Genomic DNA, 25256 nt, shown 5'->3' with positions numbered 1-25256 from the left:
ATAGGGCGAGTTTTCGGCCCCGGCTGTGGTCGGCGCCCGTCGCGCAATGAAAAGCCCCGGCGGGAGAGCGCCGGGGCTTCACGTGGTCGGGACAGGACTTCCCGCTATGGCCGGGCGGTCAGGCCGCGCCGGCGGTCTTTTCCTCGGCCGGATCGCGCAGCACGTAGCCGCGGCCCCAGACCGTCTCGATATGGTGGTCGCCGCCGGTCGCCGCGGCGAGCTTTTTTCTCAGCTTGCAGATGAAGACGTCGATGATCTTCAGCTCCGGCTCGTCCATGCCGCCATAGAGATGGTTGAGGAACATCTCCTTGGTCAGCGTCGTGCCCTTCCTGAGCGAGAGCAGCTCCAGCATCTGGTATTCCTTGCCGGTCAGGTGAACGCGCTGATTGTTCACCTCGACGGTCTTGGCGTCGAGATTGACCGCGATCTCGCCGGTCTTGATCACCGACTGGGCGTGCCCCTTCGAGCGGCGCACGATGGCGTGGATGCGCGCGATCAGCTCTTCCTTGTGGAAGGGCTTGGTCATGTAGTCGTCGGCGCCGCAGCCCAGGCCGCGCACCTTGTTGTCGATGTCGGCGTTGCCCGTCAGAATCAGGATGGGCGTGTCGATCTTCGCGACCCGCAAGGTCTTCAGGACATCGAAGCCGGGCATGTCCGGCAGATTGAGGTCCAGAAGAATGAGGTCGTAGTCGTACAGCTTGCCGAGATCGACGCCCTCTTCGCCGAGATCGGTCGTGTAGACGTTGAAACCGTCCGATTTGAGCATCAGTTCGATGCCCTGCGCCGTGGCGCGATCGTCCTCGATCAGCAGAATCCGCATCGATCCCTCTCCGAGCCGCGCGCGAATCACCAGCCCCGCGCTATCTACTCCGTGGTTAACGTTATTCGCACTCTGCGGCGACAAATCCTTAGGCGAAGTTAACGACGGTTTGACTCGGGGGATGGAATCGAGTCCGTCCAGCGATTCCCGGGACTTCCGCCTCCCCCCGAGACATTGCGGACCATGACGGGATTCACGACAGCCGCAAACCGGCCCGCCCTCCGCCGAATTCCGCCCGTGACGGGCGATTCCGGAAATTGTGGAAAACTCGCGGGGCGTTAACGAGCGCCCGCCGGCGCGCCCGGCCGCCGGTCCCGACGGCGGGCCGGACGCTGCATCGGGCTGACTTCGGCGCCGAACGCGTTTACGCCGCTGAAACTGCGTTCGCGCTATCAATTTGGCGAAGCGGCGTCTGCGCGCGCCGGAGGATCGGGACCGCCAGTGGAAAGTCTGATCGAACGCGTATCGAGCCTTGAGACGCGGACCTTCCGGGGCCGGGTGTCGGCCGTGAACGGCCTGCTGGTCGAGGCCGAGGGGCCGAAGGCCGGCCTGACGCTCGGCGCCCGCGCGCAGATCGATCACGGCGAAGGCGGCTCCACCTGCGAGGTCGTCGGCTTCCGCGGCGACACCGCCCTGATGATGTGCTTCGGCGATCTCGTCGGCGTGCGCGCCGGGGCGCCGGCGCGGCTCGAGCCGTCCGGCGCGACGGTGCGCCCGCATGCGAGCTGGCTCGGCCGCGTGGTGAACAGCTTCGCCGAACCGCTCGACGACAAGGGTCCGCTCGCCGAGGGCGACGAGGCCTACCCGCTGAAGGGCCGCCCGCCCTGCGCCCACGGCCGCGACCGGCTCGGCGAGCGCCTCGATCTCGGCGTGCGCGCGCTCAATGTCTTCACGCCCATGCGGATCGGCCAGCGCCTCGGCGTCTTCGCCGGCTCCGGCGTCGGCAAGTCGGTGCTGATGTCGATGCTCGCCCGCGGTTCCGGCGCCGACGTCATCGTCATCGGGCTGATCGGCGAGCGCGGCCGCGAGGCGCGCGAGTTCGTCGAGGACGTGCTCGGCGAGGATGGCCGGGCGCGCTCGGTCGTGGTCACCGAGACCTCCGACAGCCCGGCGCTGGCGCGCCGGCAGGCGGCCTATCTCACGATGGCGACGGCGGAGTATTTCCGCGACCAGGGTCTCAACGTGCTCTGCCTGATGGATTCGGTGACCCGCTTCGCGCTCGCCCAGCGCGAGATCGGGCTGGCCGCCGGCGAGCCGCCGACCACGCGCGGCTACACGCCGTCCGTGTTCGCCGAGCTGCCGCGGCTTCTGGAGCGCGCCGGCCCCGGCCCGCGCGGCTCGGGCTCGATCACGGGCCTGTTCACCGTTCTCGTCGACGGCGACGACCACAACGAACCGATCTCCGACGCCGTGCGCGGCATTCTCGACGGCCACATCGTGATGAGCCGCGCCATCGCAGAGCGCGGCCGCTTCCCGGCGATCGACGTGCTGCGCTCGATCTCGCGCACCGCGCCGGAGGTCTATGCGCCCGAGGAGGCGCCGGTGGCCGCCGAGGCGCGCAAGGTGCTGTCGGCCTACGCCGACATGGAGGAGCTGATCCGGCTCGGCGCCTATGCGGCGGGCTCGAACCCGGAAGTGGACCGGGCGATCGCGGTCAACGGACCGCTCGAAGCGTTTCTCGCGCAGGGAAAAGACGAAGCCGCCTCGATCGAGGAGAGCTTCGCGGCCCTGTCCGGGATACTGGCGGTGGATGGAGAGGGCTAGGCGATGACGACGCGTTCCCACGCACCCCTGATCCGGCTGGCCCGGTTCAAGGTGGAGGAGTTGCAGAAGCAGATGGCCGAGATCGATCGCGCGCGCGCGTCGATCGACGAACAGATCCAGCGTCTCGAGGAGAGCGTCCCCGAGGAGCAGGGGGTCGCCCAGGAGAACAAGGACGGCTATCTCGCCTATGGCAGCTACGCCCGGTCGGTGATCAAGCGCAAGGAGAACCTCCGCGCTTCCCAGGCCGAGGTCGAGGCCCAGGCCGACGCGCTGCGCGAGCGTCTCGAGACGGCCTTCGCCGAACTCAAGAAGTTCGAGCTGCTCGAGGAGCGCCGGCTGGCCCGCATCCAGGACGCCGCGCGCGCCGCCGAGCAGGCCGAGATGGACGAAATCGCGGGCCAGGCGCGTCGCCGCGCCCAGTAGGCGGTCCCGATCCGTGGATAACTTAATACGCCGTCAACCTTGCCGGGGGGCGCGATCGCTGGAATCCTGACCTTGGTGGTCGGGAGGCTGGTCGGTGAACAAGCGCCGGGCAGGAACAGACAAGCGGTTCGCCGGGGCGGTGGCCCTGGCCGGCGCCTTTTTCGTGCTCATCCCCACCGCCAATTCCGATCTCTCCCAGCTGAACCTGCTCGAGCGCATCGCCGCGGCGGCCGCCGAGTCGACTGCGTCGTCTTCCGTCGACCCGGGTCCGCCGGCGACGGCGGCGGAGTTCGCCGCGCCCACGCCGCGCCTGGCCCCGGAGCCGCCGGCCGAATTCGCCGTCGCCGGGAACCGCGCCGTCGAGTTCGTCGCCGCCGCGCCGGCGGGCGACCTGCATCTCGCGGTGCGCCCGGGCGCGTCGCTGAGCTACGCCGAGGATTCGCACGCCGCCGAACGGCGTTTCCGTCTCGAGGTCGCGGCGACGACGCAGCCGGCGGGCGATCGGCCCCGCGTCTGGCTCGTCGGGGGCGTCGACAGCGAGACCTACGCGATGGCGCCCGGCGACGGGCTGCGCAATCTCGCCGCGGCGTCGCGCGGCGAGCTGCGCGACATGGAGCTCCTGCCCGTCGGATCGGTCGCCTCGGTGGGCGACGCCCACGCCGGCCTCGCCCTCGAGCTCGGCGAGGGGCGCTGGGCGAGCCTCGGCTATGTCCGCGAGGAGCGCCGCTTCGAGCTCGGCACGCAGAACTGGGAGGAGACCGACGAATTCGTCGGCGTCACCTTCCACGCCCGCTGGTAGGCGGGTTCACCGCGCGCCGTAGCGCCGCTTGGTGAGATAGATCAGCGCGATCAGGCCGAAATAGAGGAAGGGCCGCAGCGTCGCGGCGAAGCCGTGCTGGTCGAAGCGCGCGACCGCGATGCTCAGCGCGTAGTTCGCCGGCACGTCGCCCGCCGACATCCACGCCATGACGAAGCGGATCGCCGCGTCGATGGTGTAGACGATCAGCGCCGCCGCGGTGAGATGGGTCCAGTGGCGCATCACCAGCGCGGCGACGATCGAGGCCAGGACGAGGAAGATCCACTCGGTCGGGGTGAACCCGGCTGAAAGTCGCTGGAAGATCTCCACGATCATGGCCGCTCCCCCCTTCGGCGCGTCGCTCCCGCAGTCTAGCCGGACTCGACGCCCTCGGCGAGCGCGGCGGTGAGACCGTCGAGATCGGTCGACGCCTCGCAGTCGGGATAGCGCAGGCCGAGCGCGCTCTGCGCCCGGATCGCCAGCCCGACATGGGAATCCCGCCGGACGACGCCGGCCAGCGGCGGCCGGAAGCCGAGAAAGCTCTCGCAGGTCTTGGCGAAGGTCGCATAGGCGCCGTCGGCGGCGCGCCGGTCGGGCGCGTTGTTGACGACGATGAACGGCGCGGCGCCCTCGTCGCGCAGCCTGAGCGCCTTGACGAAGGCGTAGGCGTCGGTGAGCGCGGTGGGCTCGTCGTTGACGACCACGAGCACGTCGTCGGCCGCCGCGCCGAGACGCACCGTGGCGCGGTCGGCGCCGGCGGCGAGATCGAGGATGGTGCGGTCGTAGGACATCGAGGCGGCCGTGAGCCCCGCTGCGAGGCGGCCCACCGCCTCCGGGTCAAGACTGGCCAGGGCGGCCGAGCCCGACCGGCCCGAGAGCACGTCGAACCCGCCGCGCTTGCCCGATCCGCCGCAGGCCGGCGCGATCGCTTCGCGCAGGCCGACGCGGCCGGCGACGATGGCGGCGAGATCGCCCGGCGGGTTCAGGCCCAGCTGGACGTCGATATTGGCCATGCCAAGATCGGCGTCGACGAGCAGCACGCTCTCGCCGCGGCGGGAAAAGGCCCGCGCCAGCGCCGAGGCGACGACGGTCTTGCCGACGCCGCCCTTGCCGGAGGCGACCGCGAGGATGGGGCCGGCGGCGCGGGGCTGCGCGGCCGCGACGTTGTCCGAGCCGGCGGGCAGGGCGCTCATTGGCGGGTCTCCTGATCAGGGTCCATGGCGAAGTCGTCGAGCAGGGCGCGGGCGAGTCTCAGCGGCGTCGCCGGGGCGAGGCCGCCGCCGATATAGGGCGAGGCGGCGATCTGGGCGTAGGCCAGTCCCGCTTCGCCGAAACCCAGCAGGGCGCCGAGTCGGCGCGCCGAGTCGAGCTTCGTGGCGATCACCCGGCCGGCCCCGATCGAGGCCAGCAGGGCGGCGGCGTCCTCGGCGTCGCCGGGCGCCTGGCCGGCGTCCATCACCGCGACGATCTCGGCGTCGGCGGAGGCGGCCAGCGCCTGCAGGTCGTCGAGATCGTCGAGTTCGAAGGGATTGATGCCCGGCGCGTCGATGAGCACCGGCCCGGCGGGCAGGTCGCGCACCAGCGCTTCGAGTTCGCGCGGCCCGTCGGCGTCCTCGAAGCGGACCTCCATCGCCGCGGCGTAGGCCGACAGCTGCTCGCGCGCCCCGGCGCCGCGGTCGGCGCCGACGATGACCGGCGCGAGACCCTGGGCGACGCATCTGGCGGCGAGCTTGCCCACGACCGAGGACTTGCCCGCCCCGGGCGGTCCGGCGAACAGCAGCGGCCGGCCGGGATCGGGTTCGACCGGGTGGACGGCGTAGCGCGCGTCGATGGCCCGGGCGAGCGTGGCCGTGGCCTCGCCGTCCTCGAGATTGACCGCGGCGTCCATCAGCGCCTCGGCGGCGCGCTCGGGCGGGTTGTGCCAGGACAGGGCGCGGGCGATGCGCGTAAGCCCGTCGGCGGCGTCGCCGCGGGCCCGGGCGCGCTCCTTGTCGCGGCGGGCGACGGCGGCCTCGGCGGTCTCGGTCGAGGCGGCGACCTCGGCGCGCTCGGCGGCGGCGCGGATCTCGACGCCGCCGTCGGCGGCGGTCGCGGTGTGGATGATCACCGCGTCGGCGCCCAGCTCGCGGCGGACCGCGGCCATCGCCTCGGTCATGTTGGCCCCGGTGAAGGTGCGCAGCCGCATCGCCGTCTCCTAGACTTCGCCCACCGTCTTCAGCCGCGCGCTGGGATGGATCTCGTTCTGGCTGATCACGGTCGTCTGCGGGCGGAAGCGCTCGGTGAGCGACCGCACGTATGGACGGATTCCCGGGCTGGTGAGAAGCACCGGCGCCTCGCCGGCCGCTCCGGCGCGGTCGAAGGCGTCGCGCACCGCGGCGACGAAGTCGCGCAGCTTCGACGGCGCCAGCGCCAGCTGACGCCGGTCGCCGTCGCCGACCATCGCCTCGGCGAAGGCCTGCTCCCATTGCGGCGAGATCGAGATCACCGGCAGGGCCCCGTCGGGCCCGACATTGGCCTGGCAGATCTGGCGCGACAGCCGGGTGCGCACGTGCTCGGTGACGGCGTCGAGATTCTGCGTCGCCGCGCTCGCCTCGGCGATTCCCTCGACGATGCCGGAGAGGTCGCGGATCGAGACGCGCTCCTTGAGCAGGTTCTGAAGCACGCGCTGGATGCCCGCGTGCGTGATCTGCGAGGGCGTGATCTCGTCGAGCAGCTTCTTGTGCTCCTTCGACAGCCCCTCGAGCAGCTTCTCGACGGCCGCGTAGTTGAGCAGGTCGGCCATGTTGTCGCGCAGGATCTCGGTGAGATGCGTGACCAGCACGGCCGCCGGATCGACGATGGTGTAGCCGCGGAAGGTCGCCTCCTCGCGGAGATTCTCGTCGATCCAGGTCGCCGGCAGGCCGAAGGCGGGCTCCTTGACGTGGGTTCCCGGCAGGTCGACCTGGGCGCCGCTGGGATCCATGACCAGCAGCTGGCGCATCTTCAGCACGCCTGCGCCGGCCTCCATCTCCTTGACGCGGATGACGTAGTGGTCGCCGGCCAGCTGCATGTTGTCGACGATGCGCACCGAGGGGACCACGAAGCCGGTCTCCTGGGCGATGTTGCGTCTGAGCGCCTTGATCTGGTCGGTGAGCCGGCGGCCTTCGACGTCGTTGATCAGGGGCAGCAGCGAGTAGCCGAGCTCGATCTTGAGCTCGTCGATCTGCAGCGTCTCCTCGATCGGCGGCTCGGCGGCCTCGGCCTGCTGGGTCTCGGCCTCGTGGGCCGCGGCGACCTCGGCCTCGGCTTCCCGGGCCTGGAGGCGCCGCGTCGTGAACCAGGCCAGCGAGGCGGCCCCTCCGCCCATCAGCGCGAACGGGATGAACGGCATGCCGGGCAGGGCGCCGATGGCGACCGCTGCGGCGCCGACCATGCCGAGTCCGGCGGGATTGGCCGAGAGCTGGCCGAACACCGCCTTGTCGGCCTCGCCCTCGACGCCCGCCTTGGACACCAGCAGACCCGCGGCGAGCGACACGATCAGCGCGGGGATCTGCGAAACCAGCCCGTCGCCGATGGTCAGCGTGGAGTAGGTGTTGGCCGCGTCGGAGAAGTCCATGCCGGACTGGGCGACGCCGATGATCATGCCGCCGATCAGGTTGATCGAGGTGATCAGGATGCCGGCAACGGCGTCGCCGCGGACGAATTTCGACGCGCCGTCCATGGCGCCGAAGAAGTTCGACTGGTCCTCGAGCTCCTTGCGGCGGGCGCGCGCCTCGTCCTCGGTGATCAGTCCGGAGGACAGGTCGGCGTCGATGGCCATCTGCTTGCCGGGCATGGCGTCCAGCGTGAAGCGGGCGGCGACCTCGGCGATGCGTCCCGAGCCCTTGGTGATCACCACGAAGTTCACGATCACCAGGATGATGAAGACGATGATCCCGATGACGAAATTGCCCTGCATCACGAAGGCGCCGAACGCCTCGATGATCTCGCCGGCCGCGTTCGTGCCCTCCGAGCCCTGCGACAGGATCAGCCGCGTCGAGGCGACGTTGAGCCCCAGCCGCAGCATGGTCGCGATGAGCAGCACCGCCGGGAAGGCGGTGAACTCCAGCGGCGAGCGGATGAACAGCGCCGTCATCAGGACGAGCACCGAGAAGCAGATGGAGATCGCCAGCGAGAAGTCCAGCAGCACCCGCGGCATCGGCAGGATGAGCATCACCAGGATGGCGAGCACGCCGATGGCCATCGCCACGTCGCCGCGGGCGAGGCGCCGTCCGATCGCGGCCCAGTTCAGGCCGCCCGAGCCGGATGAGGCGGAAGCGTCAGCCATGGTGACGATCGCCTGGCTGCGCGATTGCACGCCCTCCTCCCCCTCGATGGGGGAGGTGGCTGACGCGGAGCGTCAGACGGAGGGGGTGGGATCGGAGAGCGGCGCCCCCCCTCAGTCGGCGGAGCCTGTCCTCGGGCCGGCCGATGGCCGGACCCGGGGGCGGACAGCTCCCCCACGAGGGGGGAGCAGGGATGCTGTGAACCGCCATCCCCGTCACGCCGCCCCGGCGCGGGTCTCGCCGGGACCGGGCACGTGGACGCCCTGGTCGGAATAGAGCTTGAGCTTGTTCCTGAGCGTGCGGATCGAGATGCCGAGAATGGTCGCTGCGTGCGTGCGGTTGCCGAGGCAGTGATCGAGCGTGTCGAGGATGAGGTCCTGCTCGACCTCGGCGACGGTCTTGCCGACGAGATTGACGGCTTCCTCGGCGGCCTCGGCGGCCTGACGCGCCACGCCCCCGCCGCCGGCGGCGAAATTCGAACCGTCGGGCATGCGGATGGCCTCGGGCGTGATCTCCTCGCCGCCGGCCAGCAGCACGGCGCGATGCATGGCGTTCTCCAGCTCGCGCACATTGCCGCGCCATTCGCGCGAGGTGACGAGCGTCTTCGCCGCGTCGCCCAGCGTGCGCTCGGGCAGGCCGTTGGCCTTGGCGTATTTCTTCACGAAGTGCTCGGCCAGCGCGACGGCGTCCTCGGGACGCTCGCGCAGCGGCGGCACGGCGAGATTGACGACGTTCAGCCGGAACAGCAGGTCCTCGCGGAACTCGCCCTCGCGCACCGCCTTGTGGAGATCGCGGTTCGAGGTGGCGATCACGCGGATGTCGACCTTGACCGGCTTGTTGCCGCCGACGCGGTCGATCTCGCGCTCCTGCAGGGCGCGCAGCAGCTTGGCCTGCAGCCGGGCGTCCATCTCGGAGATCTCGTCGAGCAGCAGCGTGCCGCCGTCGGCCTCCTCGAACTTGCCCACGCGCCGCGCCACGGCGCCGGTAAAGGCGCCCTTCTCGTGGCCGAACAATTCGGATTCGAGCAGGTTCTCGGGGATCGCCGCGCAATTGACCGAGACGAAGGCCTTGTCGGCGCGCTTCGACTTCTTGTGCAGATAGCGCGCCATCACCTCCTTGCCGACGCCGCTCTCGCCGGTGATCAGCACCGAGGCCTCGGACGGCGCGACGCGTTCGGCCAGCGCGATCACCTCCTTCATCGCCGGATCGCGCACGATCAGTGGGCGCTCGTCGTCGGAGACCGCCGCCAGCACCGCCGCGATCAGATCGGGCTCCGGCGGCAGGTGGATGAATTCCTTGGCGCCGGACCGGATCGCGCCGGCGGCGGCCTCGGGCTTGACGTTCACCCCGCAGGCGACCAGCGGCACGGTGATGCGCTCGGCCTCGTTGGCCGCGATCAGGGCGGCGATGTCGAGATCGACGTCGACCATGAGCAGGTCGGCGCCGCGGCCGGCCCGCAGATAGCCGGTGGCCTGCTCGATGGTGTCCACATGAGCGACCTTCGCGCCGCGATCCATGGCGATCTTGGTGGCCGCGGAAAGCTGGCCGCCGAGGCTGCCGACGATGAGCACGCGCATGGGTCGATCTCCCTATGTCGCACGACGGTCCGCGTTCAGCTGACGTCGCCGTCCTTGATGATTTCGGTCATGGTCACGCCGAGGCGATCCTCCACGACCACGACTTCGCCTCGCGCCACGAGGCGGTTGTTCACGTAGATGTCGATGGCCTCGCCGACCTTGCGGTCGAGCTCGAGCACCGAGCCCGAGGACAGCTTGAGCAGCGAGTTCACGTCGATATGGGCCTTGCCCAGCACGGCCGAGATGTTGACGGGGACCTCGAAGACCGGGGCGAGGTCGGCGGCGTTGCGCGCCTCGTCCTCGATCAGCGCCTGGCCGATCTCCCCGGACGTCTCGGTCTGCGGGGCCTCGGCGTCGGGGGATGCGGCGTCGGCGTCCCCATCCAGGTCGGGCAGATTCAGATCGCTCTCGTCGCTCATCTTCGTCTCCTATGCGGCCGCGCCGTCGTCTGTCGCGGCGTCGCCGTCGTCGGGGGCGTCTTCTTTGGATGCGGCGTCCGCGCGAGGCCGGGCGAGCCAGCGCTCGACGGCCTCGCCGATGCGGGCCTCGATCTCCGCGCTCGTGCGCTCGATGGCGCCGGAGCGCCATTCGAGTACGCAGTCGCCCAGCGCGACTTCCTCGTCGCCGCGCACGATGACCGCACCCTCGAAGCCGGCCAGGTCGGCCTCGTCCTGCAGGCGTTGCGAGAGCTCGTCGACCAGCGAGGGGGTCACCCGAAGCGCCAGCCGCGGCTCGCCGCGCAGGTCGGCCAGCGCCTCGCGCGCGCAGGCCTCGACGGTGTCGGCGGCGTAGCGGTCGAGCGCCCGGCCGGCGATGACTCGCGCGGCCGCCACGGCCAGCCGGGCCGCTTCCTCGCGCATGCGCTCGGATTCGGCGTCCATGCGCTGGAGCACGGCCTGGGCCCGCCCGGCGATCGTCCGGAGCGCCTCGGCGGCGGCCGCCGAGGACTTCGCCTCCTCGGATTCGAGCGCCGCCTTCGCCGCCGCGGCGGCGCGCTCCTCGGCCTCGGCCTCGGTGAGCATGCGCTTCACCCGGTCGCCGTCGCGCAGAACCGTGCCGTCGTGGTCGAAGACCCGGTCGAAGGCGTAGCGCTTGTGGGCGGTCGTCATCGCGCGCCTCCTAGTAGATCAGCTCGTCCTCGCCGCCGTCGGAGATCATGATTTCTCCCTTGGCGGCGAGGTCTTTGGCGAGATTGACCATCGAGGTCTGGGCGGCGTCGACGTCCTTGAGCCGGACCGGCCCCATGCTGGCCATGTCCTCGCGCAGGATCTTCGCGGCGCGTTCGGACATGTTGGAGAAGAACAGGTCGCGCAGATTGTCCGACGCGCCCTTGAGCGCCAGGCCGAGCTCGTCCTTGTCGACGGCGCGCAGCAGCGTCTGGATGCCCTGCGGGTCGAGCTGGCTGAGATCCTCGAACACGAACATCAGCGAGCGGATCTTCTCCGCGGAATCGCGGTTGCGCTCCTCGAGTGCGGCGAGGAAGCGGTTTTCGGTCTGACGATCGAAATTGTTGAAGATGTCGGCCATCATCTCGTGGCTGTCCTGCTTGGACGTACGCGCGAGATTGGACATGAACTCGGTGCGCAGGGTCTGCTCGATCTTGTCGAGGATCTCGCGCTGGACCGGCTCCATGCGCAGCATGCGCATCACCACCTCGAGGGCGAACTCCTCGGGCAGGGCGCCGAGCACGCGCGCGGAATGCTCGGACTTCACCTTGGACAGCACCACGGCGACGGTCTGCGGGTATTCGTTCTTGAGATAGTTGGCGAGAACGACCTCGTTCACGTTCGCCAGCTTGTCCCACATCGTGCGGCCGGCCGGGCCGCGCAGCTCCTCCATGATGTTCTCGACCTTCTCCTCCGGCAGGAAGGAGGACAGAAGGCGCTGGGCCTGGTCGACCGAGCCCATGATCGAGCCGGTCGAGGACATGGAGGTGGCGAAGTCGACGATCAGCTTCTCGACGGCGTCGGAGCTGACATTGCCGATATTGACCATCGCCTGGGAGACCATCCGGATCTCCTCGTCGTCCATCATCTCCCAGAGCTTGGCCTGCTCGTCGCCGAGCGCCAGCAGGATGACGGCCGCCTTCTCGGAGCCGGAGAGCGAGGAGGGGTCGTCTATCTGACGGGTCTTTGCGGGAGCGCGCGCCATCCGGTCAGCTCTCGTGCATCCAGTTGCGGAGGATCGACATGGTCTCCTCCGGGTGCTGTTCGATCAGGCTGGAGACCTTGCGCACTGACGATTTCTTCACCTGCCCCTCGATCTGGTCGACGTCGATGCGCTCGTCGGCGTCGCCGCCGCCGTCGCCTTCGGGTAGCGAGAGGTGCTCGTCGCCGGCGGCGACCGCGGCCTGGCCCTGTCCGCTCTCGGGCAGTCTCGCGCCCCCGCCGGCGCCGGCCAGCGCGGGCTGCGGTCCGGCCACGACGCCCTTCACCAGAGGACGGGCGACCAGCAGCACGATCAAGAGCGCGGTGATGAAGAGCACCGCGATCTCGGCGATGCGCATCATGTCCTCGCGCGACAGCGAAAAGCCTTCCGGGGCCGGCGAGCCTTGGGCGATATCCGGCCGCGAGAAGCGCATGTTGGTCACTTCGAGCTGGTCGCCGCGCTCTTCGTCGAAGCCCATCGCCGAGCGCACCAGCGCGCGGATCTGCTCCATCTCCTCGGGGGTGCGCGGGGCGTATTCGACCGCGCCGCCCTCGGCGACCGTCGTCTCGCCGTCGACGACCACGGCGACCGACAGCCGCTCCACCCCGCCGGCCTCGACCACGCGGGTGGAGGTCACCGACGAATTCTGGAAATTGCGGATATCGCTTTCGCGGCCCGTTTCGGCCATCTGGCGTTCGCTGGTCGCGCCACCCTCGGCCTCGGGCTGGTTTTCGGACACAGACACGCCGCCGCTCAGCCGGTCGGCCGGTTCGCGGCTGAACTCCTCGCTGGTCTCGCGGCTCACCAGGACCTGGGCGTCGGGATCGTATTCCTGCCGGCTCTCGGTGAGATTCTCCCGATTGATCTCGGCGGTGACGACGACGCGTGCGCCGCCGGGACCGACGACGCCCTCGACGACGTCGCGGATCTTGGCGCTCAGCCGCGATTCGAAATCGGCGCGCTGACCCTCCAGCGCGGCGACGGTCGCGGTGTCGCCGCCGCCGGGGCTCGCCAGCAGGCGGCCTGTGTCGTCGGCCACGGTGATCCGGTTCGCCGACAGGCCCGGCACGGCGGTGGCGACCAGATTGCGGACGGTCTCGACCTGCCCGGAATCCAGATCGCCGCGCACCGACAACACGACGGAGGCCGACGGCTCCTCGGTCTCCCGGCTGAACAGGCGCCGTTCCGGCAGAACCAGGTGGACGCGCGACGAGGCGATCGCTGCGATCGTGTTGATCGACCGCGCGAGCTCGCCCTCGAGCGCCCGGCGCGCATTGACGTTCTGCACGAAGCTCGTCGTGCCCAGCGCGTCGGTCTCGTCGAAGATCTCGTAGCCGACCGAGCCGAAGCTCAGCGCCCCGTCGGCGGCGACGCGCATGCGCGCGGCGTCGACCTCGGAGGAGTCGACATAGATCGATGAGCCGCCTTCGCGGAGCGTGTAGGAAATGCCGGCCTGATCGAGGCGCTCGGTGGCCGCGGCCGCATCGTCGGGTTCGAGGCCGGAGAACAGCAGCGCCTCGCCCGAGCCGTTCATGCTCATCGTGAACACCACCAGCGCGGCGGCGGCGCCGGCGGTGAGGCCGAAAATGGCGATCAGTCGGCCGACGCCGAACCTGGACAATTGTTCGAGCAACGCGTTCACGGTCGAAACCCCCCGCCATGCTGGCGCTCCGCCCCTCATGGAGCGTCCGGTAGGCAGTTTTTTCCCACTGATCGCGTAAACGAGACTTTAACGCGCTGAAAACAAAGGCGGCGGTCGACCCCTCGGTCGACCGCCGCCTGCAGGTGTCCGCGCCGCCGGGGAGGGCGGCGGCGCCCGTCGCCGCCTTACTGGCGGTATTCCTGGATTCGCGTCGTCCTGAGCCCGGCGAGGCCGTGCTGCTCGATCGCGCGCTGCCAGCCGAGAAACTCCTCGACCGTCAGGCGATAGCGATCGCACGCCTCGTCGAGGCTGATCAGTCCGCCGCGCACGGCCGCGACCACTTCGGCCTTGCGGCGGATCACCCAGCGCTTGGTCTCGGGAGAGGGGAGATCGGCCGCGGTCAGCGGGCTGCCGTCCGGCCCGATCACGTAATTCTCCCGTTTCGCTCGACGTACCATCCGACCCATCCTCGTTCTTGTCCGGCGCGTCGCGCGCGCGCCTTTGATGAACCGAGTTATACGCCGGATGCTTTTAACGCTGGCCTAAACGCCAAGGTTTATGCGTGGTAAATCAGCAGTTTAGAAAAAATTCACCCCGGCGCTGAAAACGCCGGGGTGACAAGGATCTGGCCGATGAGCCGTTCGGATCAGCGGATCATCTGGATCGCCGTGGTGAACATCTCGTCGGCCGTGGTGATGATTTTCGAGGCCGCCGAATAGGCCCGCTGCGTCGAGATCAGGTTCGAGAACTCGGTGGCGATGTCGACATTGGAGTTCTCCAGCGTCTTCGACGAGATGTTGCCCGATCCGCCGACGCCGGGGGCGTTCAGCGTGAAGGCGCCGGATTCGTCGGTCACCTGGTAGGAGCCGCCGCCGACCGAGGCCAGGCCGTTGGGATTGACCACGGTGGCCACCGGGATCTGGAAGACCTGCCGGACCACGCCGTTGGTGAAGCGCGCCGAGACGAAGCCGTCGTCGCTCACCTCGACGCCGGCGAAGTCGCCGAACACCGCGCCGTTGACGACCGAGGAGTTCAGCACCGACGGGCTGTCGAACTGGGTGATGCCGCCGGGATTGCCCGCCGAACCGAGATCGAGGCTGATTGACTGGGAGCCGATGCCCGTCGAGGCCGCCCACTGGAACTCGTTGGCGCCCAGCGGGGCGGTGTTGTCCGAGCCGAGGAAGTTCAGCGTGTTCGGCAGGGTGGTGTTGGCGGTGTCGATCTGGCCGTTGGTGTCGAACGCCAGCACGCCGGTGGCGATCTGGCCGTTATTGAGGCCGCCCCCCGTCGTGATGTCGGACTGGGGCTCGACATGCAGCTCGGCGTGCCACTGGTTCGCCGTCGGGCTCTTGAGCAGCGACATCGTCACCGAGCGCACGCCGCCCTGGGTGTCGAAGATCTGGATCGTGCGCTGGAAGTCCGGCGTGACGTTTCCGGACGCCATGTTGTTGGCCGGCACGGTCGGGTCATACGTCGCCGCGTCCGGCGAGACGGCCTGGCTCGCCTGAAGGTTGGCGTTGACCCGGACCGAGCTGGTGGCCTCGGCGGCGCCGCCGATATTCGACAGGTTGATCGCTTCCAGCAGATCCACGTTGGACGGGTTCTGCACGACGCTGCCGTCGGACGCGACCGGCCAGCCGTAGAGATACTGACCGGCGTCGTTGCGCAGGAAGCCCGCGTCGTCGGTCTCGAAGCTGCCCGAGCGGGTGAACAGCACCGGATCGGCGCCGGTCACGTTGGTCGCGTTCGGGCGCACGAGGAAGAAGCCGTTCCCGTCGACGGCCAGGTCGGTCTCCGACGAGGCCGGGTTGAGCAGGCCTTCGGTGGAGACGTCGAGCCGCGAGTTCGAGGTCACGCCGCTCGAGGCGTAGCGCGGCTCGCCGCCGCCCTTGATCTTGTAGTTGGGCGTGAAGACCGTATCGACGCGCTTGTAGCCGATCGTGTTCACGTTCGCGATATTGTCGGAGATGCCGGCGAGCGCGGACGAATTGGCCAGAAGGCCCGCCGTCCCCGCCGCCAGCGCTGAGTTGATGCTCATCGGTCCATGGCTCCTTTCGGTTCCTCAGAAGGAGCGTTCTGCTTGGTTGGTGCGCGGCGCGCTTCTCGCGCCGCGAAGGTCTCGTCACGCGGCGGGATCGTCCTGCCGCACGGCGATGATCTGCGTGGCGGGCACGCGCAGCGCGCCCATCTCGACCATGACGTCCTCGCCGGACATGTCGACGCCGGTGACCCGGTCGCTGATGCGGATCGGCGTCTCCATCAGGGCGTCTTCGGAATCCTTGGCGACGACCTCGAGGGTATAGACCCCGTCGGGCTGGACGTTGCCGGCGTTGTCCCGGCCGTCCCAGCTCAGCGTGTGCGGCCCCGCGCCGGTCTCGCCCTCGAGCGTGGCGACCAGGCGGCCCTGCGGGTTCTTGATCAGCAGCTGGGTGCGGTTCGCCTCGCGCGGCAGGCCGTACTCCCACTGCGCCTCGCCCTGGCTCAGCCGGGCGTCCGCGCCGGAGACGGTGGCGGTCTTGCCGATATAGTCGACCGCCGACATGCGCGCGGTCGCCGACTGCAGCGCCAGCAGCGATTCCAGCGACTCGTTGGAGTTGATCTGCTGCTCGACCGAGGAGAACTGCACCAGCTGGCCGACGAACTCCTTGGAATCCATGGGGCTCAGCGGGTCCTGGTTCTTGAGCTGCTCGGTGAGCAGGGTCAGGAAGGTGTCGAAATTGTCGGCGAGCTCGGCCGAGGCGTTGCCGGCCTGACCCGCGGCGCCCGACTGGGGCAGCGCCTGGGCGAGAGGATTGAATTCGACCATCGGCGATCTCCGGTCGCGGCTAGATTCTCACATCGACGCCGGCGTGCGCGCGCAGCGCGAAGCCGTACATGCGTCGGGCGGGTTCGACGGGCGTTCCGTCGCGGGCGTCGGTTTCGAACAGGATGGGCGCGCCGGCCGGCGCGTCGTCGCCGCCGGAGCCGGCCTCGGCGTCGCCGCCATCGGCGAGCTCGAACGACAGGCCGTCATCGGCCAGCTCCAGCCCGGCGTCGGCCAGCGCGCGCTCGAGATCGCGCGCCGAGCGCTGGAGCTCGGCCAGCGTCTCGGCGCGTTCGGCCGACAGGACGGCCTGGACGCGGTTGTCGGAACTCACCTCGAGGCGGACCTCGACGCGGCCCAGCTCGGGCGGATCGAGGCGGATATCGAACACCCGCGCGCCCTCGTTGAAGCGGCGCGCGATATGGGCGGCGACGGCGTGGACCTGGCCGGGGCTGACGCGAGCCTGGACAGACGCGGCGGCCTGGCTGGCGGATCGGCCGGCGTCGGCGCGGGCGCCGCCGTCGGCGCGCAGGATCTCGTCGCCGCTCTCGGCGGCGGCCTCGCCCGCGGGCGCGGGCTCGACGAGCGGCGCCTGCGCGGCGGGCGGAAGCGTGATCGGGGCCTTGGCGGCCTGCGGGGCGGCGCTCGACGGCCGCGCGCCGGCGGCGATCGCAGCCTTGTCGGCGGCCGGGGTTTCGCGGGCGGCCGCGCCGGCCTCGGCGGACTTCGCGCCCGGCTCGGACGGCTTCGCGTCTCCGGCCCGCGCCGAGTCGCCCTTGCGGATCGCCTCGGCGATGGCTTCGGCGGCGGGCGTGGCCGCGGGTTTCGATCCGGCTTGCTCGACGGCGGCGCGCGCCGCGTCGGACGCCTGCGGGGGCGGGGTCGGGCGATCGGCCTTCGCCTCGGGGCGGGCGTCTGCGGCGGGCGCCGCGTCGGTCCTGCGCTGCGCGTCGGCCTCGGCCGCGTCGGCTTTGGCCTGGGCGGCGAGTTCGGCCTTCTCTCCGGCCGGCGAGGGGGGCGCCGGCGCGGTCGTCGAGAGGTCCGTCTTCTCGGTCGTGGCCGCAGTCGTCGGAGCGGCCTGGGCGGCGGAGGGCTGTGCGGCGTCTTCGGCGGAGGCGCCGGCGTTCGCCTGGCCCGGCGCCGGCGTCGGTTCACTGGTCGCGCCCGCGGAAACGGCTGAGCCGTCCGCCCCGACGGTCGGCGTCGGGCCGGTTTCGCTCGGCGCCGCGGTCGCTGGGGCGGGCTTCGCCTGGCCTGTCGTCGCCGGGTCCGCGGCCGCCTTGGCGTCGCCGGACGCGGGCTTGTCGCCCGCCGGCGCGGCATCGCCGGACTTCGCGGCGGCGGCGCCGTCCTCGGTCTCGTCACCGGCGGGTTGCGCGGCCGGGTCGATCCGCTTCAGCAGGCCCGGCGCGCGCTCGAGCGCGCGCTCATTGGCATGGTCCAGCGGCGTCTGCGAGGCCTGGCCGCGCTTGGGCGTCGCCCGTGGCGCGGCGGGGGCGGGCGCGTCGTCTTCGGCGGAACCGGCTTTCGGAGCGGTCGGGGTTTCCGCGCCCTCTCCGGATGCGGCGGCCGCGCCGGTCGAAACGGTCGTTCCGGCGTCGCCGGCGGTCTTCGAGGCGTCAGCCGTCTTGGCGACGGCCGCGGTCTTCGCGACGGCCTCGGTCGTCGCCGCCGTTTCGCCGTCGGCCGGGGGCGTCGGCGTGGTGGTGACGGCGGCGCCGGCGCCCGGGGCGTCGTCGGCTTCCCCGGAGGACGCCGGGGCCTCGCCGTCGTCGGCCTCGACCGTCTCGTCTCCGGCCGGCGCGTTCGTCTCGCCGCCGTCCGGGACCGCGGGGCTTTCGCCGGTTTTCGCGCCGTCCGCTTCGGGCGCGGCCTCGCCGGGCGTCGGTTCGGTCTCGGCGTCGGCGCGCTTGTGCACGGACGCTTGCGCGGCGCGCTCGTCGCCCTTGGCCTGGTCGGGGAGGGCGGGCGCTTCGGGGGCGTCGCCGCGTGCGGCGCGCGCCGGCTCGGCGCCCTTGCCGCTGCGCGCGTTCGCCGGGACGGAGACGAGCGCATCGAAACGCTCGCCGGACTCGGCGCGTGCGCCGCGGGCGGGGGCGGAGGCCGCCCGTCCGGGCGGAGATGCAATGGCGGCGATGTCGTTCGGCGACATGAAAGCAAACCATCCAAAAAGGCCGGAACGGGGCTTTCTGCCGCGTCTGAAGGCGCGACCGGGCGGTTCACGCCGGTCCTTGCAGAAACCGTCTTCAAGAGGCGTGCCAGCGCTGCCTCGGAAACAAAGTCAATAAAAACAGTGCTTTGTGAAAAACTGTTTGTGCGGCGGATTCCGCCGGGCGGCAATTTCTGTCCGCTCCGAGGGGCGGAAAGTGCCGGCTTCGACGATTGGCCCGGGGCTTGCGCTTCTGTTCGGGACCGTGCGTCGCGCGTCGGCGCGGCCGAACGAGACGAAGATGCTGAAACCGATGTTGAAACAGATGCTTGCAAGATCGGATCGCCGGAGGGGCGTGCCCGTCGCGGCGCGCGCAGGTGGGCAGGAATTGCCCGGCGCCCGGCAGATTCGGCCCGCGCGCGGGCGCGAGTAAGGAGGTCCGGCGATGTCGCTCAATGGAATCGTCAACAACGCGCTCACCGGCCTGCAGGCCAGCCAGATCGGCATGCGCACGACGTCGAGCAACGTCTCGAACGCCAACACGCCCGGCTATGCGCGCACCGAGATCATGCAGGCGCCGCGCAGCTCCGCCGGCCAGGGCATGGGCGTCGAGGTCACCGGCGTGCGCCGGGTCGCCGATACGTTCCTGCAGGCCGCATCCCTGCGCGCGGCCTCCGACGCCGAGCGCGCCGACGCCATGTTTTCCCTGCTCGACCGGCTGCAGTCGCAGTTCGGAAGCACCGACGACGCGGGTTCGCTGTTCGGGCGGCTGAACCAGGCGTTCTCATCCATCGCCTCGGCGGCGCTGGATCCCAACGAGCAGGTCTCGCGCCAGTCCGCTCTGTCGGATCTCGAGCTCTTCTTCTCCGAGGGGCAGCGCCTGTCGACGGAGATCCGCGGCATGCGCGACGAGGCCGACCAGCGCATCGGCGACGGGGTCACCCGCATCAACGAGATCCTCGCCGAGCTGGAGAGCCTCAACGGCCAGGTCCAGACGCTGTCGGCCAACGCGTCGGACACGACGGGGGCGGCCAACCGGCAGTCCGTGCTGCTCGACGAGCTGTCCGGCCTGATCGACGTGCGCGTCGAGAAACAGGGCGACGGCCGGGTCTTCGTGCGCACGGGCGACGGCGTGGCGCTGCTCGACAATTCGCGTCTCGAGCTCGAGTACACGCCGTCCGGGACCGGCGCCTACGGCGTCGATTACGGCCGCATCACCGCCGAGGTCTCCTCCTCGGGCGCAACCATCGACGTCACCTCGAATGTCCGATCCGGCGAGCTGCGCGGCCTCATGGACCTGCGCGACAAAGAATTGCCCACGCTCGCCGCCCAGCTTTCCGAGCTGGCCGCCGGCGCCGCCGACGCATTGAACGCCGCGCACAACGATTCCTCGGCCGTGCCCGCCCCGGCCACGCTCGAGGGCCGCAATACCGGCCTTCTGGCCACCGACGTGCTCAACGGCTCGGGCCAGGCGACGCTGGCGGTGACCGCGCCCGACGGGACGCTGGTCAATCGCGTCGACATCGCGTTCACGGGCGCGGGCTTCACGGTCAACGGAAACGCCGGGACCTCGATCGGCGATCTCGTCACCGAGCTCAACAACGCCTTCGGCGGCGACGCGACCGCGAGTTTCACCGACGGACGGCTGACGATCGCCGCGGCGGGCGGAAACGGCGTCGCCGCGTTGAACGATCCCGCCGATCCGTCCTCGCTGGGCGGGCGCGGCTTCGCGCACTTCTTCGGCCTCAACGACGTCGTCGACAGCGCACGGCCGGGCTTCTTCGAGACCGCGCTCACCGCCACCAGCGCCCACGGCCTGGCGCCGGGCGGCGAACTCGGCTTCAAGGTGACCGCCCCGGACGGCCGCCAGGTCGCCGACATCACGGTGGGCGTCGCCGGCGCGACGCTGCAGGACCAGATCGACGCGCTCAACGATCCGACGACGGGGCTCGGCCAGTACGGCAGCTTCGCGCTCGACGGGGACGGCGCGCTGTCCTTCACGCCGTCGGGCGCCTACGCCGATTTCGAGGTCTCGCTCGCCAGCGACACCACCGAGCGCGGAAGCACGGGGCTCGCCTTCTCGCAGATCTTCGGACTGGGCGACGCCGCCCGGCTGGTGCGCGCCGAAAGCTTCGCCGTCTCGCCCGAGCTGCGCGCCGATCCGAGCAAGATGGCGCTGGCCAAGCTCGACATCGACGGGACGACCGCCGTCGGCGATCTCGTGCTCGCCAAGGGCGACGCCCGGGGCGGCCAGGCGCTGCAGGAGGCGCTCACCACGCGGCGCGACTTCTCCGCCGCCGGCGGACTGTCGGGCGGGCTGTCCTCGCTCGAGGAATACGCCGCCCGCCTGGCCGGCGATGTCGGCGCCCGGGCCGCGCGCGCCGAGCGCGCCAGCGACGCCGCCCAGTCGGTCAGGGCCGCCGCCGACCAGAAGCGCGCCGACGTCGAGGGCGTCAATCTCGACGAGGAGCTCGCCCAGATGACGCTCTACCAGCAGGCCTACAACGCGTCCGCGCGCATGCTCCAGGCGGCGCGCGAGATGACCGACACGCTGCTGAACCTGGTCTAGGGAGGAAGTCATGCGCATCTCCACACAGGCCGCCAACCAGTCCGCGCTGCTCGACCTGATGCGCGCCCAGCGCGAATCCTTCGAGGCGCGCCAGCAGGTGACCACCGGCAAGGCCGCGCCCGATCTCAAGGGCTACGGTCACGCCTCGGAGACGATCACCGCGGCGCGGTCGGCCCAGACCCGCGCCGACAGCTTCGTCAAGGCCAACGAGCGTCTGCTCAGCCGGCTCGACATCCAGGACCTCGCCTTCCGCGAACTGTCCGACGCGGCCGATCAGCTGCGCGTGGCGCTGACGACCGACGACACCTCGATGCTGATGAACGAGGTCAAGGACGTCTTCGAGCGCGCCAAGAACGCGCTCAACACGCGCTTCCAGGGCTCCTTCCTGTTCGCCGGGACGCGGATCGACACGCCGCCGGTCAACGCGGATTCGATCGCCGACCTGCAGGCCGCCGCGCCCGATGTCGGCGCGGTGTTCGAGAATGCCGACCGCGCCCAGACCCAGCTCATCGACGAGGGCGTCAACGCCGAGATCGGCTTCCTGGCCCAGGATGTCGGCGAGGAGCTGTTCGCGGTGATCGAGCGCGTCGCCGACTTCGACGCCGGTCCGGACGGCCCGTTCGACGGCCGGGCGACGCCCGCCCAGCAGAACTTCCTGCAGACCGAGATCCAGAACGTCATCGCCGCCTTCGACACCATCAACCAGAAGATGGGCGAGAACGGCTCGCTTTATCGGCGCGTCGAGACCGCGGTCGACACCCACCAGAAGCGCGCAGACTTCCTCACGACGATGATCTCCGACATCGAGGACGTCGACATGGCCGAGGCCGCCACCCGGCTGAGCCAGGCCCAGACCGCCGTCGACGTCTCGGCGCGGACCTTCGCTTCCCTCACCCAGGTCTCGCTGCTGCCGTTCCTGAGGTAGGGGGCGGGTAGCATCTATTTTCATGAAACCCCGGCCGACCGGAGGGAGAGCCGGGGCCTCCGGGAGAGTGATCGCCGAGAGGTCCCGGATCGCGCCTGCGGCGCGTCCGGGAGTTCACTGACTTGGCGAAGGGAAGGGCGGCTGGCGTCCCGCTCGTCCATCCCCTATATACGCGGCTCGAATTTCACTGTTCACCGCCGGCCTTGAACCGGCGGGGGAGAGGATGATGGCTACGCTGATCAACAACGCCCCGGCGCGCGCCGAGGGCGCGTGCTCCGTTCCCGCCGCGCCGGGCAAGATGGACGCCGCGCGCGTCGACGCGCTGATGGCCGAATACGGCCTCGCCGGCGATTTCCTGGAGCTCGGCGGCGATCCCGCCAGCCATCGCGTGGTGGCGGCGATGTCGGGCGGGGTGGATTCCTCGGTCACCGCCGCGGTGCTGCATCGCGCCGGCTACGACGTCGTCGGCATGACGCTGCAGCTCTACGATCACGGCGAGGCGATCCACAGGAAGGGCGCGTGCTGCGCCGGTCAGGACATCCACGACGCCCGCCGCGTCGCCGAGGCGCTCGGTTTTCCCCATTACGTGCTCGACTACGAGTCCCGCTTCCGGGAAGCGGTGATGGAGGATTTCGCCGATACGTACCTGGCCGGCGCGACGCCGATCCCCTGCGTGCGATGCAACCAGACCGTCAAGTTCGCCGACCTGCTCGCGACCTCGAAGCAGCTCGGCGCCGACGCGCTGGCGACGGGCCACTACATCCGCCGGGCGATGAACGGCAATCGCGCCGAGCTGCGCCGGGCCGCCGACGGGGGAAAGGACCAGTCCTACTTCCTGTTCGCCACCACGCCCGAGCAGCTCGACTTCCTGCGCTTCCCGCTGGGCCATCTGGAGAAGGACCAGACGCGCCGGCTCGCCGAGGCTTTCGGCCTGGCCGTCGCGGCCAAGCCCGACAGCCAGGACATCTGCTTCGTGCCCGAGGGCGATTACGCCGCGGTGGTCGAAAAGCTGCGCCCGGGAACGAGCGTCCCCGGCGAGATCGTCCATCTCGACGGCCGGGTGCTCGGGACCCATGACGGCGTCATCCGCTACACGGTCGGCCAGCGCCGCGGGCTCGGCGTCTCCGTCGGCGAGCCGCTCTACGTGGTCAGGCTCGATGCGGACAACGCCCGCGTCGTCGTCGGCCCGCGCGAGGCCCTCGAGGTCAGCCGCATCCGGCTCGCCGACGTGAATTGGCTCGGCGACGGCGATCTCGCCGAGGCCGACGGGCTGAGCGTGGGGGTGAAGGTGCGCTCGACCCGGCCGCCGAAGCCCGCCGCGCTGGAGGTCGCCGACGACGGATCGGTCTCGGTGCTGCTCGCCGAGGGCGAGGAGGGCGTCGCGCCCGGCCAGGCCTGCGTCTTCTACGAAGGCCCCGACCACGATCGCGTGCTCGGCGGCGGCTGGATCGCGGCGACGGGGTAGGCGCGCCCGTCGATCGCGCCTTGCGCGTCGTCATTCCCGAAGCCGAAGGCTGTCGGGATCCCGGAGGTCGAATGGCGCGGCGCGCCCTCTCTGGGTTCCCGCCTTCGCGGGAATGACGATCCCGTCAGGACCGATCTCCCGGAATGACAGCCGGGGGAATCCCGCGCCGCCTATAGCCTTGCGGGCCCCGCGCCGTCCGCCCGCCCATCCCGCACCTGCGAACGCCCTTGACGCAGTGCGGCGGAAAGGTCTCCTCTTGCGCCCGAAATCCGAGAGGGCGCGACGAACGCGCCCCCGACCAGTCCCGAGGAGACGACAATGAGCGCAGACGATCCGATTGTCATCGTCGGCATGGCCCGCACCCCGATGGGCGGCCTGCTCGGCGAGATGGCCCCGCTGTCGGCCAACGAGATGGGCGCCGAGGCGGTCAAGGCCGCGCTCGCCGAGGCCGGCGTGGCCGGCGACGACGTCGACATGATCTACATGGGCAACGTGCTCGGCGCCGGTCAGGGCCAGGCGCCGGCGCGCCAGGCCGCGATCAAGGGCGGCCTGCCCAAGTCGGTCGAGGCCACGACGCTCAATAAGATGTGCGGTTCCGGCATGCAGGCGGCCATCATGGGCCGCGCGTCGCTGGTCTCCGGCGACGCCTCGGTGATCGTCGCCGGCGGCATGGAATCGATGACGAACGCGCCGCACCTGCTGCCCAACCACCGCGCGGGCTTCAAGTACGGCCATGACGCGGTGAAGGACCACATGGCCCAGGACGGGCTCGAGGACGCCTACGAGAACAAGGCGATGGGCGTGTTCGCCGACATGATCGCCCAGGAACACCAGTTCACCCGCGAGGACCAGGACGCCTACGCGATCGAGACGCTCAAGCGCTCCCAGCGCGCCACCGAAAAGGGCGACTTCAAGCGCGAGATCACGCCGGTCACCTACAAGACGCGCAAGGGCGAGGTCACGATCGACACCGACGAGCTGCCCCGCAAGGCCAAGCCGGAGAAGATCCCGGACCTGCGTCCCGCGTTCTCCAAGGACGGCACGGTGACGGCGGCCAACGCCTCGGCGATCTCCGACGGCGCGGCCGCGCTCGTGCTGATGCGCCTGTCCGAGGCCGAGCGCCGCGGGCTCAACCCGATCGCCAAGATCGTCTCGACGGCGGCCCACGCCCACGAGCCGGCCTATTTCACCACCGCCCCGGTGCCGGCCATGCGCAAGGTGCTCGAGCGCGCCGGCTGGAGCACGTCCGACGTCGATCTCTGGGAGATCAACGAGGCCTTCGCCGTGGTGCCGATGATCGCCATCAAGGAGCTCGGGCTCTCCCACGAGACCATCAACGTCAACGGCGGCGCCTGCGCGCTGGGCCACCCGATCGGCGCGTCCGGCGCGCGCATCATGGTCACGCTGCTCGCCGCGATGGAGAACCACGACGTCAAGAAGGGCGTCGCCTCGCTGTGCATCGGCGGCGGCGAAGCCACCGCCGTGGCGCTGGAGCGGATGTAATCGCGTCCCTCCCTCCCCCTCGTGGGGAGGGTGGACGGACCGAAGGTCCGGCCGGGTGGGGGGCGAGCGTAGAGCGCCTTTCGGCTGTCACCCCACCCTGACCGCTTCGCGGTCTTCCCTCCCCATCGAGGGGAGGGAGGGTGTCTGCGGCTGAACCATGAAACCCCGGCCGACCCCGGACTTGATCCGGGGGAGAGCCGGGGCCTCCCGGCGTTTACCCGCGAAGAGGTCCCGGATCGCGCCTCCGGCGCGTCCGGGAATTCAATCACCCCCGGCCCCGCGCGGCCGGGGTTTTCGCATCTGCAGCATGGTGTTCGCACCCGCCCGCGCGGTGGACAAAAGCCGCGCGCGCGGCTACCTCGCCTCCG

Annotated in this window: 21 protein-coding genes; 7 read left to right on the top strand and 14 right to left on the bottom strand. The window is 70.5% G+C overall.

Translation table 11 applies throughout. The features are described from left to right. Positions 1 to 118: 118 nt before the first annotated feature. Positions 119 to 820: a response regulator transcription factor CtrA gene (gene ctrA, locus DDZ18_RS11315; RefSeq protein WP_109253502.1), complete on the bottom strand. Its 702-nt coding sequence runs from the start codon at positions 818 to 820 to the stop codon at positions 119 to 121. Between the two features lie 441 nt (positions 821 to 1261). On the opposite strand from ctrA, the gene fliI reads away from it, so the two are divergent. The 3 genes from fliI to DDZ18_RS13940 all read left to right on the top strand — a co-directional run bounded on the left by fliI (position 1262) and on the right by DDZ18_RS13940 (position 3806). Then, positions 1262 to 2584 carry a flagellar protein export ATPase FliI gene (gene fliI / locus DDZ18_RS11310; RefSeq protein WP_109253501.1) on the top strand — a complete coding sequence of 441 codons (1323 nt, stop codon included), beginning with the start codon at positions 1262 to 1264 and terminating at the stop codon, positions 2582 to 2584. Positions 2585 to 2587: 3 nt separating this feature from the next. Next, complete coding sequence (fliJ, locus tag DDZ18_RS11305) at positions 2588 to 3007, top strand: flagellar export protein FliJ (RefSeq protein ID WP_109253500.1); 420 nt, start codon at positions 2588 to 2590, stop codon at positions 3005 to 3007. A 94-nt stretch (positions 3008 to 3101) separates the two neighbouring features. Further along, positions 3102 to 3806, top strand: a complete 705-nt coding sequence (locus tag DDZ18_RS13940; RefSeq protein ID WP_158272143.1) for a hypothetical protein — start codon at positions 3102 to 3104, stop codon at positions 3804 to 3806. 6 nt (positions 3807 to 3812) lie between these two features. Here the strand turns inward: DDZ18_RS13940 and DDZ18_RS11295 are convergent, their stop codons facing one another. The 13 genes from DDZ18_RS11295 to DDZ18_RS11235 all read right to left on the bottom strand — a co-directional run bounded on the left by DDZ18_RS11295 (position 3813) and on the right by DDZ18_RS11235 (position 18429). Further along, positions 3813 to 4139 (bottom strand): hypothetical protein, encoded by a 327-nt coding sequence (locus tag DDZ18_RS11295; RefSeq protein ID WP_109253499.1) that lies wholly within the window; start codon positions 4137 to 4139, stop codon positions 3813 to 3815. Between the two features lie 35 nt (positions 4140 to 4174). Then, a complete protein-coding gene (locus DDZ18_RS11290) occupies positions 4175 to 4996 on the bottom strand; it encodes a nucleotide-binding protein (protein WP_109253498.1) in 822 nt (273 codons plus the stop codon). Continuing rightward, positions 4993 to 5988 carry a flagellar biosynthesis protein FlhF gene (locus DDZ18_RS11285; RefSeq protein WP_109253497.1) on the bottom strand — a complete coding sequence of 332 codons (996 nt, stop codon included), beginning with the start codon at positions 5986 to 5988 and terminating at the stop codon, positions 4993 to 4995. Before DDZ18_RS11285 ends, DDZ18_RS11290 begins: the two co-directional genes overlap by 4 nt. A gap of 9 nt (positions 5989 to 5997) precedes the next feature. Then, the gene (gene flhA / locus DDZ18_RS11280) at positions 5998 to 8109 is read right to left on the bottom strand and encodes a flagellar biosynthesis protein FlhA (protein ID WP_109253603.1); all 2112 of its coding nucleotides are present in this window, start codon (positions 8107 to 8109) and stop codon (positions 5998 to 6000) included. A gap of 213 nt (positions 8110 to 8322) precedes the next feature. Continuing rightward, entirely contained in the window at positions 8323 to 9684 is a 1362-nt protein-coding gene (gene flbD, locus DDZ18_RS11275; protein WP_109253496.1) for a sigma-54-dependent transcriptional regulator FlbD, read from the bottom strand. A gap of 35 nt (positions 9685 to 9719) precedes the next feature. Beyond that, a complete protein-coding gene (fliN, locus tag DDZ18_RS11270; RefSeq protein WP_109253495.1) occupies positions 9720 to 10103 on the bottom strand; it encodes a flagellar motor switch protein FliN in 384 nt (127 codons plus the stop codon). Positions 10104 to 10112: 9 nt separating this feature from the next. Beyond that, positions 10113 to 10793: a FliH/SctL family protein gene (locus DDZ18_RS11265; protein ID WP_109253494.1), complete on the bottom strand. Its 681-nt coding sequence runs from the start codon at positions 10791 to 10793 to the stop codon at positions 10113 to 10115. A gap of 10 nt (positions 10794 to 10803) precedes the next feature. Then, entirely contained in the window at positions 10804 to 11835 is a 1032-nt protein-coding gene (gene fliG, locus DDZ18_RS11260; RefSeq protein ID WP_109253493.1) for a flagellar motor switch protein FliG, read from the bottom strand. A gap of 4 nt (positions 11836 to 11839) precedes the next feature. After that, positions 11840 to 13474 carry a flagellar basal-body MS-ring/collar protein FliF gene (fliF, locus tag DDZ18_RS11255; RefSeq protein ID WP_109253492.1) on the bottom strand — a complete coding sequence of 545 codons (1635 nt, stop codon included), beginning with the start codon at positions 13472 to 13474 and terminating at the stop codon, positions 11840 to 11842. Positions 13475 to 13659: 185 nt separating this feature from the next. Further along, entirely contained in the window at positions 13660 to 13932 is a 273-nt protein-coding gene (sciP, locus tag DDZ18_RS11250) for a CtrA inhibitor SciP (protein WP_109253491.1), read from the bottom strand. A 188-nt stretch (positions 13933 to 14120) separates the two neighbouring features. Continuing rightward, positions 14121 to 15512 (bottom strand): flagellar hook-basal body complex protein, encoded by a 1392-nt coding sequence (locus DDZ18_RS11245; RefSeq protein WP_109253490.1) that lies wholly within the window; start codon positions 15510 to 15512, stop codon positions 14121 to 14123. A gap of 84 nt (positions 15513 to 15596) precedes the next feature. After that, positions 15597 to 16280 carry a flagellar hook assembly protein FlgD gene (locus tag DDZ18_RS11240; protein ID WP_109253489.1) on the bottom strand — a complete coding sequence of 228 codons (684 nt, stop codon included), beginning with the start codon at positions 16278 to 16280 and terminating at the stop codon, positions 15597 to 15599. Between the two features lie 19 nt (positions 16281 to 16299). Beyond that, on the bottom strand, positions 16300 to 18429 hold the full coding sequence (locus tag DDZ18_RS11235; RefSeq protein ID WP_109253488.1) for a flagellar hook-length control protein FliK: 2130 nt from the start codon (positions 18427 to 18429) through the stop codon (positions 16300 to 16302). 442 nt (positions 18430 to 18871) lie between these two features. Between DDZ18_RS11235 and flgK the strand changes: the two genes are divergently transcribed. The 4 genes from flgK (at position 18872) to DDZ18_RS11215 (ending at position 24888) form a co-directional block, all read left to right on the top strand. After that, a complete protein-coding gene (gene flgK, locus DDZ18_RS11230; protein WP_109253487.1) occupies positions 18872 to 20995 on the top strand; it encodes a flagellar hook-associated protein FlgK in 2124 nt (707 codons plus the stop codon). A gap of 10 nt (positions 20996 to 21005) precedes the next feature. Further along, the gene (locus DDZ18_RS11225; protein WP_109253486.1) at positions 21006 to 21920 is read left to right on the top strand and encodes a flagellin; all 915 of its coding nucleotides are present in this window, start codon (positions 21006 to 21008) and stop codon (positions 21918 to 21920) included. Between the two features lie 325 nt (positions 21921 to 22245). After that, a complete protein-coding gene (gene mnmA, locus DDZ18_RS11220; protein ID WP_408631538.1) occupies positions 22246 to 23385 on the top strand; it encodes a tRNA 2-thiouridine(34) synthase MnmA in 1140 nt (379 codons plus the stop codon). Between the two features lie 318 nt (positions 23386 to 23703). Next, complete coding sequence (locus tag DDZ18_RS11215) at positions 23704 to 24888, top strand: thiolase family protein (RefSeq protein ID WP_109253484.1); 1185 nt, start codon at positions 23704 to 23706, stop codon at positions 24886 to 24888. The last annotated feature ends 368 nt before the right edge of the window (positions 24889 to 25256 follow it).

The sequence above is a fragment of the Marinicauda salina genome (genome assembly GCF_003122085.1).
GTDB classification, from domain to species: Bacteria; Pseudomonadota; Alphaproteobacteria; order Caulobacterales; family Maricaulaceae; genus Maricicauda_A; species Maricicauda_A salina.
This window is presented reverse-complemented; position numbering and strand designations above follow the sequence as displayed.